Origin of the sequence: Paraglaciecola sp., from assembly GCF_030730205.1 — a bacterium.
Classification (GTDB): domain Bacteria; phylum Pseudomonadota; class Gammaproteobacteria; order Enterobacterales; family Alteromonadaceae; genus Paraglaciecola.
Map to the genome: position 1 here is coordinate 1 of NZ_JANQVQ010000082.1, position 18851 is coordinate 18851.

At 44.1% G+C, this 18851-nt stretch carries 17 protein-coding genes and 1 pseudogene; 11 read left to right on the forward strand and 7 right to left on the reverse strand.

Features of this window, described 5'->3' with window-relative positions; genetic code table 11:
• Positions 1-285: pseudogene (locus tag NWQ57_RS06995) on the forward strand (3,4-dihydroxy-2-butanone 4-phosphate synthase); the annotation flags it as partial.
• A 97-nt stretch (positions 286-382) separates the two neighbouring features.
• The gene (locus NWQ57_RS07000; RefSeq protein ID WP_372340898.1) at positions 383-1870 is read left to right on the forward strand and encodes an NCS1 family nucleobase:cation symporter-1; all 1488 of its coding nucleotides are present in this window, start codon (positions 383-385) and stop codon (positions 1868-1870) included.
• A 15-nt stretch (positions 1871-1885) separates the two neighbouring features.
• Here NWQ57_RS07000 and NWQ57_RS07005 read toward each other — a convergent pair whose 3' ends face one another.
• From NWQ57_RS07005 to NWQ57_RS07020, 4 genes are all read right to left on the reverse strand, one after another.
• Positions 1886-2818 (reverse strand): glyoxylate/hydroxypyruvate reductase A, encoded by a 933-nt coding sequence (locus tag NWQ57_RS07005; RefSeq protein ID WP_306021426.1) that lies wholly within the window; start codon positions 2816-2818, stop codon positions 1886-1888.
• 23 nt (positions 2819-2841) lie between these two features.
• Positions 2842-3495 carry a dUTP diphosphatase gene (locus tag NWQ57_RS07010; RefSeq protein WP_306021427.1) on the reverse strand — a complete coding sequence of 218 codons (654 nt, stop codon included), beginning with the start codon at positions 3493-3495 and terminating at the stop codon, positions 2842-2844.
• A gap of 619 nt (positions 3496-4114) precedes the next feature.
• Positions 4115-4432 (reverse strand): hypothetical protein, encoded by a 318-nt coding sequence (locus NWQ57_RS07015; RefSeq protein WP_306021428.1) that lies wholly within the window; start codon positions 4430-4432, stop codon positions 4115-4117.
• 384 nt (positions 4433-4816) lie between these two features.
• Positions 4817-6046 (reverse strand): multifunctional CCA addition/repair protein, encoded by a 1230-nt coding sequence (locus NWQ57_RS07020; RefSeq protein WP_306021442.1) that lies wholly within the window; start codon positions 6044-6046, stop codon positions 4817-4819.
• A gap of 175 nt (positions 6047-6221) precedes the next feature.
• On the opposite strand from NWQ57_RS07020, the gene NWQ57_RS07025 reads away from it, so the two are divergent.
• Entirely contained in the window at positions 6222-7133 is a 912-nt protein-coding gene (locus tag NWQ57_RS07025; protein ID WP_306021429.1) for an ExeA family protein, read from the forward strand.
• The gene (locus NWQ57_RS07030; RefSeq protein WP_306021430.1) at positions 7126-8280 is read left to right on the forward strand and encodes a general secretion pathway protein GspB; all 1155 of its coding nucleotides are present in this window, start codon (positions 7126-7128) and stop codon (positions 8278-8280) included. Before NWQ57_RS07025 ends, NWQ57_RS07030 begins: the two co-directional genes overlap by 8 nt.
• Before the next feature lie 10 nt (positions 8281-8290).
• On the opposite strand, the gene NWQ57_RS07035 is transcribed toward NWQ57_RS07030, so the two are convergent.
• Positions 8291-9454: an HD-GYP domain-containing protein gene (locus NWQ57_RS07035; RefSeq protein WP_306021431.1), complete on the reverse strand. Its 1164-nt coding sequence runs from the start codon at positions 9452-9454 to the stop codon at positions 8291-8293.
• 360 nt (positions 9455-9814) lie between these two features.
• Between NWQ57_RS07035 and NWQ57_RS07040 the strand changes: the two genes are divergently transcribed.
• Together NWQ57_RS07040 and NWQ57_RS07045 are read left to right on the forward strand one after the other, a co-directional pair.
• Entirely contained in the window at positions 9815-10501 is a 687-nt protein-coding gene (locus tag NWQ57_RS07040; RefSeq protein WP_306021432.1) for an ABC transporter substrate-binding protein, read from the forward strand.
• 170 nt (positions 10502-10671) lie between these two features.
• Positions 10672-11217 carry a gluconokinase gene (locus NWQ57_RS07045; protein WP_306021433.1) on the forward strand — a complete coding sequence of 182 codons (546 nt, stop codon included), beginning with the start codon at positions 10672-10674 and terminating at the stop codon, positions 11215-11217.
• A 76-nt stretch (positions 11218-11293) separates the two neighbouring features.
• Here NWQ57_RS07045 and NWQ57_RS07050 read toward each other — a convergent pair whose 3' ends face one another.
• On the reverse strand, positions 11294-12184 hold the full coding sequence (locus NWQ57_RS07050; RefSeq protein WP_306021434.1) for a GGDEF domain-containing protein: 891 nt from the start codon (positions 12182-12184) through the stop codon (positions 11294-11296).
• 117 nt (positions 12185-12301) lie between these two features.
• Between NWQ57_RS07050 and NWQ57_RS07055 the strand changes: the two genes are divergently transcribed.
• Complete coding sequence (locus NWQ57_RS07055) at positions 12302-14275, forward strand: cation:proton antiporter (RefSeq protein WP_306021435.1); 1974 nt, start codon at positions 12302-12304, stop codon at positions 14273-14275.
• Positions 14276-14296: 21 nt separating this feature from the next.
• Positions 14297-16120 (forward strand): carboxyl transferase domain-containing protein, encoded by a 1824-nt coding sequence (locus NWQ57_RS07060; protein WP_306021436.1) that lies wholly within the window; start codon positions 14297-14299, stop codon positions 16118-16120.
• Here NWQ57_RS07060 and NWQ57_RS07065 read toward each other — a convergent pair.
• On the reverse strand, positions 16089-16493 hold the full coding sequence (locus tag NWQ57_RS07065) for a hypothetical protein (protein ID WP_306021437.1): 405 nt from the start codon (positions 16491-16493) through the stop codon (positions 16089-16091). The genes NWQ57_RS07060 and NWQ57_RS07065 overlap by 32 nt on opposite strands.
• 253 nt (positions 16494-16746) lie before the next feature.
• On the opposite strand from NWQ57_RS07065, the gene NWQ57_RS07070 reads away from it, so the two are divergent.
• From NWQ57_RS07070 to NWQ57_RS07080, 3 genes are all read left to right on the forward strand, one after another.
• Positions 16747-17193, forward strand: coding sequence for a DoxX family protein (locus NWQ57_RS07070; protein ID WP_306021438.1), 447 nt, complete (start codon positions 16747-16749; stop codon positions 17191-17193).
• A gap of 26 nt (positions 17194-17219) precedes the next feature.
• Positions 17220-17915 carry a pirin family protein gene (locus NWQ57_RS07075; RefSeq protein ID WP_306021439.1) on the forward strand — a complete coding sequence of 232 codons (696 nt, stop codon included), beginning with the start codon at positions 17220-17222 and terminating at the stop codon, positions 17913-17915.
• Positions 17916-17982: 67 nt separating this feature from the next.
• Positions 17983-18851 (forward strand): LysR substrate-binding domain-containing protein (locus NWQ57_RS07080; RefSeq protein WP_306021440.1); only part of this gene is annotated, 869 nt, incomplete at its 3' end.

Here is an 18851-nt window from a genome sequence, read left to right on the forward strand (position 1 = left end):
TACCTAAATTTTTCTAATCGTTTTATTAGGTATGCCAATCAAGCCATTTTACCTTGGTACATCTTTCATCAAACCCTCATCGTGGTGATTGCCATGCAACTTTTACCCTGGGACTTACCAGCGAGTATCGAAGCGCCTGTTTTAATCCTGCTTACCTGTGTTGCTTGTTTTATTGGCTATGAGTTGGTGCGCAGAACGTTGCTCAGCCGCTGTTTATTTGGATTAAAAGTAAAGTCCAGCCTTGATAATTGTTCACATCAGGTACGGTTGATACCGAAAAAATAAAGTCTCTTTGTGGGTTGCATCAGACTTCAAGATGCTTGTAAATTAGTGTCCTAGTCGTAAGGAAATGTATAGTTAAGTCGAAATAAAAGGGTAAAAAATGCAAATTGAGGATTACGCTACGATAGGCAAAAAATCCTCCATGCAGCTAAAAGGGGATTTTGTTGAACTAGATGTGCAAGACGATGTACGTCTGAGCCCCTTATATAATGAGGATATTGCTCCCACTAAAATAGCGCAGCGAACTTGGCACAAAACAAATGTGGCGGCGTTATGGGTTGGCATGGCCATTTGTGTGCCGTCCTATTCCTTGGGCGGTGTATTAACGGCTTACTTTGGTTTGTCGGTCACCGAGGCACTGATAAGCATATTAGTTGCCAATTTGATTGTGCTTATACCGCTTACGCTCAATGCCTTTGCTGGCACCAAATATGGTATTCCCTTTCCGGTGTTACTGCGATCTTCCTTTGGTTTGTATGGCTCTAATGTCCCTGCTTTAATTCGTGCTCTTGTCGCTTGTGGTTGGTTTGGTATTCAAACCTTATTTGGTGGTTTGGCTTGTCATTTGTTGTTTTCAGCTTTACTACCATCATGGGCTGAACTTGGCAGTGTAGGGGAGGTATACGGTTTTTTTATCTTCTGGGCTCTTAATATCTGGGTGGTGTTAAAAGGTGAAAATGCCATAAAACATTTGGAGAATTGGTCAGCCCCATTGTTGGTTATAGTCAGCGCTGGCTTAATGTGGTGGGCGTTGCCACAAATCGATGTGCCAGCCTTATTAGCGACACCGGCATCAAGGCCTGAGGGTGAGCCTGTGTTGGGATATATGTTGGCCGGTGTGACCGCGATGGTAGGTTTTTGGGCCACCCTGAGTTTGAACATTCCAGACTTTAGTCGTTATGTTAAATCACAAAAGGATCAAGTTATCGGTCAGGTGGTGGCGCTGCCTTTAACCATGTTTTTCTTTGCCGCTCTGGGTGTCATTTTAACCTCTGCTTCCACTGTATTGGTGGGTGAAACGATCTCGGATCCCATCAACTTAATTAGTAAAATTGACAGCCCCTTATGGGTGGGATTGGCTATGGTGATGATTATCATAGCAACCTTATCCACCAACAGCGCAGCGAATATCGTATCGCCTACTAATGATTTCCAGAATATGGCACCCAAGTTTATCAATCAGTCCAAGGGCGTATTGCTAACTGGTTTGATTGGTATTGCTTTAATGAGCTGGGAGCTGTTAAAAAAGTTACATTGGATCGAATCTGAACGCAGTGTCGAAGCGCTGTATTCAAACTGGCTGTTAGGGTATTCGAGCCTTCTTGGGCCGATTGCAGGCATTATGATTGTGGACTATTTTATTATCAGGCGTCAGCAATTAGACTTAGTCGATTTGTACAAACAAGGCGGGCGTTACCCTAACTTCAACCTAGCAGGCTTATTGGCTTTCGCTATTCCCGTTGCATTGACCTTAGCGTCACTGTTTCACTCATACTTTGTATGGTACTACCAATATGGCTGGTTTACCGGTTCGTTTACTGGCGCGGCTATTTATTATGGTTTAAAGCGCAATAGCCGCACTTCGTAAACCTCATCGCTGACATTAATACCCAGCATTGAGGTCAACCACACCCACCATCGTGTCTTTGTTTATATAACGTTGCACGTTGGCAAGCAGGGCTAGGCCCGCACTATCATTTTGGGTAATGGCCGCGATATGTGGCGTAACCCAAATTTGCGGGTGTTGCCAAAATGGATGGTCTGCTTGTAGCGGCTCTTTGGCAAAGACATCGAGTACTGCATAGCGTAAATGTTGCTGGTTCAATAAGTTAAGTAAATCATGTTCAACAATATGTTCGCCACGTCCTACATTAATCACGCTGGCGCCTTTTGGTAAACAAGCGAGGGTGTGTTGATTCAAAATGCCTCGGGTTTCATCGGTAAGAGGCAGTAAACACACCACAATGTCACATTGTTGTAAAAACACCTTAAGCTGGTCGTTGCCATGAAAGCACTGCATATCAGGGAGAACCTTTGGACGTTTACTCCAACCGTGAACGCTAAAACCTAAATTTTGTAAACCGAGCGCAGCAGCTTGGCCTAAATTGCCCAATCCCATGATGCCTATTTGACGCTTTGCTGTGCTTACGCCAGGTAGTTGCTGCCACTGGCCTCGTTGGTTCATATTCACATAAGCGAGTGTGTCGCGGTGGATATTCAGTACCGACATTTGTACAAATTCTGTCATGCCTTGTTGAATACCGGGATCTAACATTCTGACCACTTGTAATTCTTTTGGCACTGTAGCGATATTCAGTTGGTCAACGCCGGCGCCTACAGAAAAAAGTACTTTTAAGTTGGGATAATCCTGTTGGTAGTCTCTAGGTGGGATCCAACAAACCAGCATATCAATGGCTGAATTGTCGTCTACTTCTGGCCAATTGTGCCATTTTACTTGCGGCAAATGTTGCGCAAACAGGGTTTGCCAATGTTGCCCGCGTTCAGCGGGGCCACGATAGAGAATGTTGAGTGCCACCTAGCGGTCTCCTTACTTACTATTTAGTTTGGGTAACGCTGTTTTAAGCCGCTGTATACCTGAGTGCTGTAGTCTGCAAGACTAATATCTAAGCTGTTTAATACATCTACTAAATGTTCGTTGTCTTCGCGGCCCTGCCAAACTTTGCGATAAGTGCCTTCTTTGTAGCCATGGTCTTGGCGGAAAAAATTCAATACATTTTTGCCCACGTATTGGCGGTATAACTCGTTTGAATCCATTTCAGCCTGTTCGACAATCTTAATGAATAAGGGCACATCAAAGCGTTTTGCCGCGCACAAACCGGCCATCAATTCAAGGTTATCAAGTATTGATAAGCGACTAAAATCATAGTCTTGACCATCAAACACTAGACTTGTGCGTTTAGATTCGAGTTGCTCGGCGATGGTTTGTGCAGACTGCTCGATGTTGCCGTTATACTCGATAATGATGTGTGACAAAGCAAAATGCCAAATGTCGACTAATTCCATTTGCAATTGGGCTAGATCTTTGTGCTGGGCTTTCCACCACTTCCAACCATGATGTTCAATCCCCTCTACCGATTCAATCATCGCCGCACGAAGGTAAGCGTAACCTGCTGTTAACCAATTGGGATTGACTTTGATGTTCATGCTGTTTTGAAGTGCGAGCATGGTGGCAAGTTGCGTGGGTGTTAGCATAGTGGATCCTGTTCATCATTGGAGTGTTCAAAGACTAAAAAGCAAAAGGCTAAAAAAGCAAAAAAGAGGGCGCTGTACTACTCTTTTCTTACTATCTTAAGTTAGCACAAGGCGGTGTATTGGGTCACGAAGTGTGTTCGATAAAAGCGATTTTTAATTGTAACGATATCGGCGCTATCACTGAAGGTTGATTGCGAGATATTTGATCTCTACCGCGACTTCTTTAAATAGCATGGGAGTCTGGGCGTTAAATTGTGCAGGTATCAGGTTTCTGATGACCATCTTGCAATAGTGAGGCTTGCAGGCCTAGTTGAGATACCGTTTGAGTCATGTTGTCTAAGCCATAATTAGCGGATATCAAGCGAGACAAAAAGCATGCGCTATACACTATTGAATTTCAATACCCAAAGCTTAGGAACCAAAACCTGTATGACCGAAAACCTAGGAATTAAAAAGGAACATTTAAGCAGTGAATGGTAAACGAATTATTGCGCGGAAAAGCAAGGAGGACGCCCTAGAATGCTGCATTAGAAAGGCTTTTACATTGAGCGGTGTAGCAAAAAAGCATTTAACAAACCTGCTGTGCTATACCGCACAGCAGATTCAGTTAAATTAGGTCTTATTTAACGTTTTTGATGAAATCAATAACGTTAGTCGCTTGGCGAGTTTCAGAGAACTCAGCGATGCTTTTTCCATCACAGCTTACGTTTTCTAGCACTAGGTCTAGAGCGCGTTGTCTTGAGTTAGCAAAAACGCCAACTTGCTTAGATACAGCGCGTTTGAACAAACTAGCATCATTGTTAACAGCTGCTTTGCAGAAACTAGCAAATTCAGTGTCACCAACAAACTTAACTTTTTTGGCGCTATCTAAAGCAGCAGTAGCATTGAATGACAAGCTAGCAGCGGCAACAACAACAGAAACAAGTAACTTTTTCATATTCAATACCTCGTTAATTAATTAGTTCAATCATATGAGTTGTTTAATGCATCAACTCTCGGAACAAATAGTAATTAAGTTACAAAAAAATGTTGTTTTTTCTTTGTATAGCTTTAATTAAGCTTTTGTAAATTAGGGTTGTTAATGCGTTAACATTATTTAAGTTTATGATTTTTATGTATTTTTGCTCTTGCTATATTTCTTATTGATATAAGTATATTTAAAAAAAGACTTAATAATTCTGTAATTTAATTACATTTTGGGCTTGAGCACAGGTGAGGAGCAACATTTGTTACATTTAGCGGCGGGTAATAGCGGTATTCTCGATTTATGACGGCAGAATTGCGCAGGATAAATCGAGGAACAACTCACAGTAATCTTGACTTAATGCTGATAAGTGGCTTTTAAGTGGCTAATTGCCTTTATTCTGTATTCAGTTAAACGCTGTTTGATCGCCTCACCTTTTAATCCTGATTCAACAATGGCTTTTACATCAACCTGTAAAGCAACTTGATAGGCTTGCCAAATAAAATCCGCATTGGGGTAGTGGCGATTTTCAAAACCGGTACGCCCACGAGCATCCGCTTCACAAGCGAGTAAAAATTCTTTAAAGCGCTCAGGCTTGCGCCAGGGATCGCATTGACTGAACATTTTTACGATAGTGCTGGCTTTGAGTTCGAAGGCACGATGAACATGGGTATGGTATTCGCTCATTATCATCGCTAATTCTCGGCAATCATTCGGCGCCTTGATCCGTTCACACAAGGTTTTGATGGCGGATAAACCGGATTTTTCGTGGCCAGGGTGGGAGGGCAGGTATTTTTCTGGTGTAAGCCCTTTGCCAAGGTCATGAACCAACGCGGCAAAGCGCACGGTGAGTTTTTCGCTCAGCTTAGCCGCCTGTTGTAACACCATGAGGGTATGTACACCTGTGTCAATTTCGGGATGCCATTTTTCTGGATTAGGGATCCCCCATAGTGTAGCAAGTTCGGGAAACCACACATTAAGTGCGCCACATTGTTTTAATACATCAATATAAATCTCTGGTGAGGGACCAGATAGACTGCGTGCGGTTTCTTGCCATACTCGCTCTGCACTTAAGTGCTGTATCTCGCCAGAGTGACAAATCGCTTGCATCAGCGCCATGGTTTCATCAGCTATGGTAAAGCCCAGTGTCGCATAACGGGCAGCAAACCGAGCGACCCTGAAAACTCGTAGGGGGTCTTCTATAAATGCAGCTGAAACATGCCGTAGCTTTTTGTCTATTAGGTCCTGTTGGCCATGGTAGGGGTCAACAATGTGATCATGCTCATCTAAGGCCATGGCGTTAATAGTGAGGTCGCGACGCAGTAGGTCTTGCTCTAACGTAACGTCTTGGGCGGCATAGCATTCAAAACCGTTGTAACCTTGGCCTGTTTTTCGTTCAGTACGAGCCAGGGCGTATTCTTCTTTAGATTTAGGATGCAGAAATACCGGAAAATCAGCCCCTACTTGCTGATAGTTAAGATCCAGCATCTGTTTTGGCGTAGCACCTACAACTACCCAATCGCGATCTTTGATTTTAAGGCCGAGCAGTTTATCGCGTACTGCACCACCGACTAAGTAAACTTGCATGTTGTTGATTTTATTTTTAAAGGCTTGACCCAAACATTATGCCTTAATCAAGGCTAATTGCATCAATCTAAGGGGATAAAAAAATCGTAAATCAAGGTCTTGTCCCTTTGACAAGCGCAGCCTTACTGGTTAGTTTAGCTGCGCAACTTTCACACGGGCTGGCCACAGTAAAACTATGTATTTGAGTTATTTTGGATTATCGGATAATCCCTTTTCTATCGCACCTAATCCTGATTATTTATACATGAGTCCACGCCACAAAGAAGCCTTAGCTCATCTGATTTTTGGCCTGCGCGAAAGCGGGGGGTTTGTGATGTTAACCGGTGAGGTCGGCACCGGAAAAACCACTGTATCTCGCAAGTTAATGCAACAACTCCCGCAAAATACCCAAGTGGCAATGATACTCAATCCCACCTTGTCAGCTATCGAGTTGTTGGCCACCATTTGTGATGAATTGGGCATTGAACACGAAAATAAGCAAGTAAGCCTCAAGTATTTTACCGATTTGATTTTGGCAAAACTCGCAGCAAACCATCAGTTAGGAATGAACACCGTTCTGATAATAGATGAAGCCCAGCATTTACAACCCGAAGTTCTAGAACAACTTCGTTTACTAACGAACCTAGAAACTCATCGTGAAAAACTGCTTAAAGTGGTGTTGATTGGACAACCTGAATTACAGCAGCTCCTCAAGCGTAATGAGTTACGCCAATTAGCTCAGCGGATTACCGCTCGTTACCATTTGTTGCCCTTAACCGCCACTGAAGTTAAGTCATATATCGGTCATCGACTCGGGGTCGCTAATGGCGATATTAGTACCTTTAGCCCCGCCACACTGCGGGCTGCGTTTCAAATTACTGGTGGTATTCCAAGAGTGATTAATTTGCTTTGCGACAGAGCCTTAACGCTCACCTTTACCAAACAGTTACCTGTAGTTCAAAAGCATATTTTTTACGCTGCGGCTGAGCAAATACTGGGGGATGATGTGGTTAAGCAGCGTGTTGGCAAGCCTTGGACATATATTATGCTGGCCAGTTTTATCGGCGCTGCCGTCTTAGGTTTTTGGGTAGGGCGACTTTATGCATAATAACTGTATTGCAACGGCGTCCCTTGTGCCGGGAATGGTTATTGTACAAGTGACTAAACAAAATGGTCCTCTTAAAATTCGCAAGTCAGGTTTAGTTACCAGTGTTGAGATGATCCAAGGTTTGATTGAAATGGGTATTCAGGAAGTGCAAATTGATCCTACCCAAACCGTTGAAATTGAAACGCCCGTGGTCCATAGCTCAGCGACCTTACAATTATTGCAAAGTGGTTCAGGTATTCAAAATAGGCAAGACAGCCAATTGCATGATCAATTTAATCGCAGTTTGTTTTTGCCTTCTGTGCAGGACATCCCCTCGGCGTGGCAAGTTTACGCGAAACGTTACACTTTGCTGTTGGCGATGATGCTGGGCGGTTTTGCCCTTGGGTTTGCTATTGCCTATCTACCAAATGTGCTGAGTTTACGTAGCCCCTTGGTGGTCACGGATGGCCATCTCACTTCAACAACTGCGGCCAATGTTGAGGTTCACAACGATGTTGAACTTCAATACGCGGTAAGCGCTAGCGATGCCACTCTCATTGAGAGCGAGCAAAAGAATGAACCAGTCGTTAACCAGTCTTTGCCCTTAGCTGCTGAGCCAGTTCAGAAGGTGCCAAAGGAGCTAACGCCAGTTGTGCAAGCGCCTGTTGTCCAGCAGACAAAGCCGGTAAAACAAGATATTGAACCAGCCATTGTTCAAGAGAACGTGCAGCCTAAAGGCGAGCCTGAGCCTCAACCCCAACTCTCCCCTGAATTGCTCAAGCGTTTTGAAACTGTCATTAAACAGATGGATAAAGAAGCCGCAAACGGGCAAAGTACTAGCGAGTCCCTTGAGCGCTTTAACCAAGCGGATAGTCAGATCCAGCGTTCACCAGTCCTGACACCACCAACTCATCAATCAGGCTCACAAAATGTACCCCGAATAGATCAATTACCAGCTTGGGTGATGAATGAGTTGCCGAGTATGTCGTTTTCAGCACACATGTTCGCGTCTAACCCAGCTGATCGCTGGGTCAGAGTCAATGGTCAAAGAATGTTAGAAGGGGATGTGATCGACAACAAAGTTCGCATCATTCAAATTGCCTCTCAGCATGTGATACTGAACTATCAAGGCCACGAATTTAGCATGATGGCGATGACAGATTGGTAGAGACTTGCGGCTATTTTGCGCTGAAGGTTTGTATCAAAAATTGCTGTAAATTCACCCCAAAATCGGCAGGATCAATACTGCCTTTAATGACATCTTCAGACTTTGCTAAATCTAAGGGGTAAGGTTCACCGCTTTGCTTAGTTTGCAAATCATAAAACACCATGACAATCGGTTTAAGTGGATTACGTTTATTGCGATTTAACACGATCGCTAACTTGTCACTGGATAACTTAACCAGTGAGCCAACGGGGTTTGCACCTATACAAGAAATAAACGCTTTTAATAGCTTTTGATCAAGGCCTGGAATTTCATCCGTCATCAACAGAAGAGCACTGGCAGGTTTGTAGGCATCGCGATAAGGGCGTTTGGTGGTGAGAGAATCATAGACATCAACAATTGCGGCCATCCGACCATACACCGATATATGTTGTTCGGTTAAGGCCTCAGGGTAACCGGAACCATCCAACCGTTCGTGATGCAGCTCAATAACTTCACGACTAATATCAGAGATATCGTCTAGTTGGCCTACTAAGTCCAACGCCACTTTGACGTGCTTTTGCATTTTTTGAGTGTCAGCTTGGTTAAAACTCTCTGGTTTTTCGGTTAACAACAAGGGCAATTTAAGCATGCCGATGTCCATCAATAATGCCCCAACTCCCAACGCTTGCATCACTTCTTCGTCATAACCTAGGTGACGAGCAAACAACATCATTAAGATCGAACAATTAAGGCTATGCTCGATAAAGTATTGGTCGTTTTCACTGACAAGGGTGACAATGCTCATCGTATCTTCATTATCGAAAATACGTTCTAACAAGTGGTGAGCCAATTCGTCTACCGCTTCTAAGTTTGCAATTTTTCCTTTGGAAATCCGGTCCATCAAACGGCTTTGAATATCTTTTGCTTGCTCAAATATTTTTAAAGAATGCTCAAGTTGCTGCCCATAGTCTTTACTAAACTCTTGCAAACTCAAGTCATGTAAACCGCTTTGTTCACCCAAGCTTTTGCTCAAGTCAATCTCAAGTTCTAGGATCCCTTTTTCTTGTAGTCTGGTGATTTCTTCTTCTCGCTTGACCGTTCCGCTGGAAGTTAATCTTAATTTTCCCTTTTGTTTCACCACGCGAGTCACAAACATGCCCGTTTGTAATTCACTAATTTCAATGATTTTTAACATGAATACTTGGTCTCGTTTATGTTCGAATACACTTCGCTGATATCGTCTTAATTAACTTATGACTTGGCTCAAATTGTTGTTTAATCCGATGCTTTATGGTCCTAAATAAAATACAAATTTTGGTCAAAAATTGCGCCTGTTGTGATAAATTGCGCACGCATCGTTTTTACCCTACTGCGTGTAAGCAAAACTACCATGTTTTGCAAAGAAAAATCTTAAAACAGGACGCTAAGATTGATACAAAATATAACTAAAGGGCATAGAGCAGTAAATTTGCTTCGGTTTTTCTTACTACTTGTGCTGTACGCACCGCTTAATGCAAGTCAGGCTCAAGACAAAACTGAGCCCACGGGCGCTAGTATGATAAACATTGCCACAGGCGATGGCTACTTTCCCTTTGTCGACTCATCATTTATGTATGGTGGCTGGTCTAAGGCTTTGCTTGAAGCGATTTTTTCAGAGATGGCAGTCAAAGCGCATTTTGAAGTGCTGCCTTGGGACAGAGGCCTAAAATGGACTCAGGAAGCTAAGTTATTTGGCGCTTTTCCTTATATAAAATCGCCAGAGCGCAGTGAACATTTTTTATATTCTCAGCCAATTAACTTCGTGCCTATTCGCCTTTATGTGGCCCAAGATTCACGCATTGATACCATCGAAAAAGTTAGGGGAAAGCGCTTATGCATTCCGCATGGTTATAGTATTGGTGCGGCTGAACAAAGTGTTATAGAGCGATTTGCCATGACAGTGAACCGAGCTAAAGACGGCTTAGGCTGCGTTGGTCAAGTACAACGCGGCTGGAGTGATGCGGGTTTAACCAACGGCTATATTAAGGCGACAAAATTACATAAGACCGACGGACCTTACGGGCCCATAAAAATTTTTCCCGAAGAACTCTCTACCGAGCCTTTATATTTTGTGATGAGTAAATCTTATCCGCATGCGCAGGAGTGGATGAACAAGTTTAATGTAGCCTTAGAGCAACTCGTCGCGAAAGGGCAAAAACAGCAAATCGACAAGGTCTTTATAGAAGCCTTAGTCGGTAATTAAGGTCTCAATACTGGGTTTATTTCTATCTGAATTATGCTGATAAAAACAGCAATTTTTTATTGAAAATCCTGTGATAGAGGTGCACTGTATGAGGCGATTTTGTGGCAGGGGCAGAAATCAGGTTAGGGTGCAACTGCCGTTAAGTGTTTATTCCGTGCAGGGAGCTCAAGATGTCATTTCAACATAGCCAGTCTGATACCAGACTCAAACTTATCATTATTATGGGCGTAAGTGGTTGCGGTAAATCGTCTGTTGGTTCAAAAATAGCCCACGATCTTGCTTATCGATTTATTGAAGCCGATGATTTTCACTCAGCTGAATCAAAGCGCCATATGGCCGCAGGTAAACCCTTAACTGATGCCATGCGAGAACCTTGGTTGCAACGCTTATCTGATAAAATTACCAGCGAACCGCTGCAGAATACCGTTATGGCATATTCTGGTCTGCGTCGTCATCATCGCCAGCGTTTTCGTAATTTGGGTTTCAACACCTTGTTTATTCATCTGTACGGCGAGCAAAAAGTCATAGAGCGCCGTATGCAACAGCGGGTCGATCATTTTATGCCCATTAGCTTGTTGACCAGTCAATATGCCGCTTTAGAGTTACCTCATGCGGAGCCTGATGTTGTCACCTTAGATATTGGGATTGATTTCCAGCATATTATGGAAAGGGTACATGCGGTGGTGCGTTTAACTCAACCTGTGGCGCTAGCTTAAAAGCGCCACCTACCTGCCATTCTTCTCTATTTAAAAACGCCACAAGGCAAATTCTTGCCGCTGCTACCGCAAAAGACTAAGCCACTTTAATACAGTTTCGGCCGTTTTGTTTCGCTTGATATAAAGCAGAGTCGGCGCGAGCAAACATCGTTGCTGCTACATCGTGTCGTTGATAAAGCGTACTACCAATACTGCATGACACATTGTATTTGCGTAATAAGCCAGTGTGCGTAACGGCTGCTTTTATCCGCTCAGCAATAACTTGAATATCGGGCGCAGTGGTATCGGGTAAGAGACAGCAAAACTCATCACCGCCAAATCTAAACGCAAAGTCAGTATCTCGTAAGCAATGCAGTAGCGTTTGCGTAAAGGCGATCAGCACTTTGTCACCTTCATTATGGCCGTATTGATCATTCACTTGTTTGAAGTTATCCAAATCCAGTACGAGTAAACCAAAGGGGGCCTGATGACGTTCTGCCTGGCTAATTAAACGACTCAAAGCCTCATCATAGCTGGCACGATTGCCTAAAGATGTTAAAAAGTCTTTCATGGCAAATTGCTTTATTTTGTAGTGTTCAAGCGCGTTATTCAGCGGATTACAAAAATACATATGCATTTGTTGCAATATCTGCCAGTCGCCTACCGATAAAGCACGATTAAAGCCATAGTGAATGCTCGCAAAGGTATCGCCACTGCGTAAACAGCTTAAGGTTTTAGGGTGAGTTTGTGGACGTTTGGAACCTAAGCTCAATGTTTTTTCAGCAAACTGAATATCAATACTCTCAAGTCTTAAACGGACTTGTAGCTGCTGAAAATACACTTCGCTTAGACGCGACAAATCTATCGTGCTCAGTAACTTATGCATAAACTGATTCACGTCTGTTTGGCTCATTCCCTGATTGAAATGTTCTAGATTAAAGCGGGTATCACTGATACCTTCATCATAAAACGGACTGAGTTGTTCCAAGAGAAACTCCTGCCAATAATTTGGCGGCTAACTAAATTTTGTATTGCTTGAGAATGCTAGAGCAAAAATTGTGCCTAGTGTTTAAATACCACTCAATTGACTTACTCAAGGGTGAATATGCACGGGAATTTGGCCAACATCGTGATACTAATGGCGGTCGCTGTTGCGACGGTTTGGGTATTTAAACGTATCAATTTACCCCCCATTTTAGCCTATTTATTTTGCGGAATTTTGGCCGGTCCGGATTTACTCGCTCTGTTTGAACATCCTGAAGATATGCAAAATTTTGCCGAACTTGGCATCGTATTTTTGTTGTTTTCGTTAGGTTTAGAATTCTCTCTACCTAAAATGCTAGCCATGCGCCATCTGGTATTCGGGGTGGGCTTGAGCCAAATGCTACTCACCACCGGAGTGTTTATGGTGCTGGCTATCGTGCTTGGATTTGAGCTCAAAACTGCCTTAGTCATTGGTGGCATAATTGCCCTGTCATCAACGGCCATTGTCATCAAGCAAAGCAGCGATTTAGGTATTATCAATACGCCTCGTGCGCAAATCGCAGTGAGTATTTTACTGTTACAAGATCTGGCCGTGGTGCCCTTATTGATCTTGGTTCCCTTATTAGCCAATGATGCGCAACATAGTCTATGGCTGGCTATTGTTATGGCCTTTATCAAAGGCGTGCTCGTGGTTGCCATACTCATGTCTGTCGGTAAATGGGTACTACCTAAGTTATTCAGTGAAGTAGCGAGGACTCGAACTGACGAACTCTTTGTATTAACCACCATCATGGTCACACTTATGGCCGCAGGTTTGGCCTTTTCATTTGGTTTGTCGATGGCGCTGGGCGCTTTTTTAGCAGGCATGATGTTGGGAGAAAGCCAATATAAACATCAGCTTGAAGCAGATATAAGACCCTTTCGTGATATCTTGATGGGTTTGTTTTTTATTACCATCGGTATGCGTCTTGAGCTACATAATTTACCGGGGCAATTGCATTGGGCCTTGCTTGGTTTAGGGGTGATTATTCTTCTTAAGATCGTGCTTATTCGCGTGTCCGCTTGGCTTGTGGGGCTAAATAAACAAGATGGCTGGGCGGCAGGTTTTAAACTATGTCAGTTGGGGGAGTTTAGTTTTGTTTTAGCAGCTTTGGCGGTCGATCATAAACTGCTGTCTTCTGAGCAGGGTTCGTTGTTACTCACAATCGGGGTCATGAGTATGGCGCTGACTCCGTGGTTGGTTGATAAAAGTCATGAGTTTGCACGGCGCATCAGCCCTGAAGCCGTGCCTGTAGTGTTAGGGACAGAGCAGATGTTGGCTGAACATCAAGCTATGTGCGATCACATTTTGATCTTCGGCTATGGCCGAGTGGGGCAGTCAGTGAGTCGTTTATTAAAAACGGAAGCCATTCCTTATATGGTGGTGGATGCGGATCCCATCAGGGTACAAGAAAGTCAAAGTGCACAAGAGCCAGTGTATTTTGGTGATGTAAAACAAAAAGATATTTTACGCTCCGTTGCCATTGAAAAAGCCAAATTGGTGCTGATCACTTTTGATGAACATGAAAAAGCCAAAAGTGTCATTCAATTGATATCCAGTTTATATCCTGACCTACCTATCGTTGTTCGCACCCGCAAAGATTATCGTATGCAAGAGTTACTCGACGCTGGCGCATCACAAGTGGTGCCAGAGATATTAGAGGGGAGCTTAATGTTGATCTCACAGGTGATGCATTTATCTGGCGTGCCGATGTCACGTATTCTGAAGCGGGTGCAAAAAGAAAGGAAAGGTCACTATGGCAATATGCATGGTTTTTTCCCGGGCGAAACCACCGAATTAGATTACAGCAAAAAAGATAAATTAGAATTTATGCACGCGGTCATTTTAACTAACAAGGCCTTTGCTGTGGGTAAAACCTTACAAGCTCTCGATGCAGAACGTTTGCGTATTCGGGTCAAAGGTTTACGTCGCGACAATAAAGAAATTGCCGAGCCAGAAGATACAATCGAATTACATGTCGGTGATGTGCTGGTTATTGTGGGTAAACCGCGGCGGGTTGAACGAGCAGAGCGTTTTATTCTTGAAGGTCATTAACTAAGAAGTAATGGATTAACTATGTCACAAGGTCATACTTTACATGCGCCGCTTATGGGAACGATTAGCGCTGTTCTTGTCAACGTGGGCGAGCAAGTTCAAGCAAATCAAGCGCTGCTCATTATTGAAGCCATGAAGATGCAACATACCCTGTGTGCTGAACATGCGGGCCAGGTGAGCGCCGTCAATGTGGTACCCCAGCAAAAATGTCAGCAGGGCGATGCACTGCTGTCGATAAAGCAAGGTAATTCAGAGACGCAAACAACAATATTGCCCACAGCGAATTACGAAGAAAGCTTATCAGCCCTGGATTTACTCAGGCGGCAAGTAGATACGCGTAAAAACGCCACCTTAGATGCTGCGCGGCAAAGGGCCATTGAACAACGACATGCTAAAGGCTATTTGAGTGCGCGAGAAAATTTAGCCGCCTTGTGTAATGAGCAACATTTTATTGAATATGGCCAGTTTGCAGTGGCCGCACAACGTCAAACACGGTCGTATGAAGAACTAAAATCTGCTACCCCTGCTGATGGCATTATCACTGGTATTGCGCGAGTCAATAGTGGCTTAGTTGAGCATAGCCAAACGAGTTGCGCATTGGTGATCAATGATTATTCGGTTCTGGCTGGTACGCAGGGCTATTATCATCACATGAAATTAGACCGCATACTGGCGGTGAGCCTAGACAAACACCTGCCGGTGATCATGTACACCGAAGGGGGCGGTGGGCGTCCAGGCGATACTGATATCACCACGGTCAATTCAGGTTTGCAATGCCAATCTTTTGCTACTTGGGCATTACTTGGGGGGAAAGTGCCGCGCATTGCGGTTGCTAATGGCTATTGCTTTGCTGGTAATGCCGCATTATTTGGCGCGGCTGATATCACCATTGCCACGAAACAATCTTGGATAGGCATGGCAGGCCCCGCCATGATCGAAGGTGGTGGCTTAGGTAAAGTAGCGGCAACCGATATCGGCCCTAGTCATATTCAAGCCAAAAATGGCGTTATTGATATCTTAGTTGAGGATGAAATAGCCGCAGCCCGTATGGCTAAACAGTGTTTGTTGTATTTTCAAGGTCCATTACAGCCCCAGCACATCAAAGCACCACAGCACAGCCAAGAGTCGTTACGCCACGCCTTACCTGAAGACAGACGCTTTGTGTATGAGGTTAAAACCATCATTGAAACCCTAGCCGATAAAGACTCGTTTACTGAAATAAAAGCCCAGTTTGGGGGAGCGGTTATTACCGGCTTAATGCATCTGAATGGCCATCCGGTGGGCGTGATTGCCAGTAATTGCAAAGTATTAGGCGGGGCGATTGACATAGACGCGGGTGAGAAAGTCAGTCAGTTCATGCGCCTATGTCAGCAGTTTACCCTACCTTTACTGGTGCTGTGTGATACGCCCGGCTTTATGGTAGGGCCCGAGCATGAAAGTCGTGGGGCAGTGCGCCGTCTGTCGCAAGTATTTAGCGCAGCCGCCACGTTAACCGTGCCATTGGTGGCTGTGGTGCTGCGAAAGTGTTACGGACTTGGCGCTCAAGCTTTATTAGGCGGTAGCACCAGTAAACCTAGCTATACCTTTGCTTGGCCCAGTGGCGAGTTTGGCGCAATGGGCTTAGAAGGCGCGGTAAAATTAGGGTATAAAAAGCAGCTCGCAGCTGAGGCTGATCCGGTCGCTCGTCAGGCTCTGTTCGACCGCTTATTGGCTGAACACTATAAAAAAGGGCAAGCGCAAGAAGTCGCCAGTGTACTGGAAATTGATGCGGTGATTGATCCCGCTGATACCCGTCGGCATGTCTTGTTAGCGTTTAATTTTCCGCTACCTGCTTCATTTTTGTAGCGGTCTGAGCAAGGCGATAAGCGTCAAGGATGCCAAAGAGCCAGCACGCCAATAGCAGCCAAGTACTTAAGCTGACAAAAATATCACTTTGCGCTGCTAACTCGGTTTTTACGGCAAGGCTAATGCTTGGTATATCAAGGGCAATCTGTCCTTTTAACAAACGATCACTTATCAGATTTGCCACATTTAGGGCGACCATAGCGATTTTAATTACACAGGCACCAGTAACGAGCAATAACAGCGTCGCTGTTTTCTTATGTTTTAAATAATAATGTCCCGCACCAGGAAAGGCGAGGGCGGATAATGCGACGGCGCGGCTGGTTCTACTCAAGTTAAAGCCCTTCATGTGTTTGCCCCATTCATAATCAAACATTGTACCGTGTAATGCTTCGAGTAAAAGGGCAAATGACAGTTCACTGACAGTAAAAATTTTACGAATAGTTAGCGCAGAGTGAGCTTCATACCGGTTCGTTATTCATCGTTCAAAAAAATTGAACTATTAATGCAAAAAATACTGATTTTATATAGCTAAGTTTCTCTCTATAGTTATTTTAACAGCACTAATGCTGAATATACTGGTTCAACATATTTGTTCAAAAAATTATTTAAACATTGAGGGTTATCACATGAATAAACAAACTTACACGAAATTACTGTCATCTGACGCGGGCTTAGCACCTTTAGCATTACGTCTTCCGGTAGGCATTATCTTTATCGCTCACGGCGCGCAAAAATTGTTTGGGGCCTTCGGTGGCTATGGTCTAGAAGGCACAGGGCAGTGGATGGCATCTATTGGTCTAGAGCCCGGTTATTTGATGGCATTGATGGCCGGTGGAGCAGAATTTTTTGGTGGCTTATTTATATTACTCGGTTTGCTTACCCGTCCTACAGCCTTGGTTTTAGCTGTTACAATGCTGGTTGCCATTGTTACTGTGCATGTAGGGAATGGTTTGTTTATGGCCAACAACGGTTATGAATTTGGCCTAGCTTTATTCGCTGTCTCGGTGTCTTTGATGTTTTCAGGTTCGGGCAAAGTGGCTATCGATAATATCATTGCCAAAAAATTGTCTTAATTATTCAAGGCTAAAAGAGAGTAACCATGATTGAAGTAAGAGCAGCAAACCAGCGTGGCAAAGCGAATTTCGGTTGGTTGGAGAGCCACCATACTTTTTCATTTGGTTCGTACCATGATGAAAATCACATGGGACATTCAGCCTTACGTGTTATCAATGATGATACCGTTGCACCCGGAGCAGGATTTGGTACACACGGGCACCGTGATATGGAGATCATTAGTTTTGTGACCCAAGGGGTCATTGCCCACAAAGACAGTATGGGTAATGTGCAGACCTTACCAAAAGGCGAATTTCAGCTAATGTCAGCCGGTACAGGGGTGACTCACAGTGAATTTAACGCGTCGGACACGGAGGTACTTAAATTTCTGCAAATTTGGGTGGTACCTGAAACGCGTGGCGGTGAGCCGGGTTATCAGCAAAAAAACTTTGGTCAAGCGCAAGGCTTAACACCTGTTATCACGCCAACAGGTGAAAATGGCACCTTAAAAATTAAACAACAAACCCGTATTAGTCAGCTGTATTTAGCTGCGGGTACAGAACAAGACATTCAACTTGCACAGGGTCGTAAAGCCTATGTGCACATGGTTGAAGGAAGCTTAACCTTAAATGGTCAAGGACTTTCTGCGGGCGATGGCGCAAAGATCTTTGACATTAATGCGCTTAAAACGCGCAACCAGTCAGATGCTGTGGCGATTGCCTTAGTGTTTGATTTACCTTAATGCTAGGCAGGCCTTAACCTAAGCTATGCCGCTTTGATTAAGGCCTGTTATATAGAGACTAACGACCATGAGAAATGCCTTAACACTAGACGCGATAAGAGTGCTAGAAGCGATTCATAGTCGGGGCAGTTTTGCCGCTGCCGCAGAAGCGCTATTTAAAGTGCCATCTGCCATTACTTATACCATGCAAAAACTCGAAAGTGACTTAGGCATTGCCTTGTTTGATCGCAGTGCTAAACGAGCGGTTTTAACTCCAGCGGGTAAATTGGTGTTAGAAGAAGGCATGGCCTTATTACAAGCCAGTGCCAGGCTGGAAGAAAAAGTGCATCAACTTGAGTCGGGCTGGGAAAACAAACTGACTATTGCGAAAGACACGATCATCCCGGATCACATCCTGTTTGATATTATTGGGCGCTTTTGCAGTTTGGATAAACAAGTTGAAATTACCGTCATCGAAGAAGTGCTCGGCGGTGGCTGGGATGCCTTACACACTAAACGCGCTGATATCGCTATTGGTCTGACGGGCGAGTTACCTAAAGGACAATTTAGCGTACACGAAATGGGATCTTTTGAGTTTGTCTTTGCCGTGGCCAAACATCACCCATTAGCCGATTTCGTTGGCTTACTTGAAACACAGCACATCAATCAATATCCCACTATTGTGGTGGCTGATAGCTCTCGCACCTTGCCTGGTCGCTCATCAGGCCTTTTTGACAGTAAGCAGCAAATACGTGTATCGAGTATGCAAAGTAAAATTCAAGCGCAAATTCAAGGCATAGGTGTCGGCTTTTTGCCCTTGCATCTTATTCGTAATCAACTAACTGATGGGCAGTTAATTGCCAAAGCCTGTGCTATTCCAAGGCCCCCCGTACCGGTATATTTTGCCACTGAAAAAGGCAAATTGGGTAAGGCCTTAGATTGGTTTAGCCACGAGCT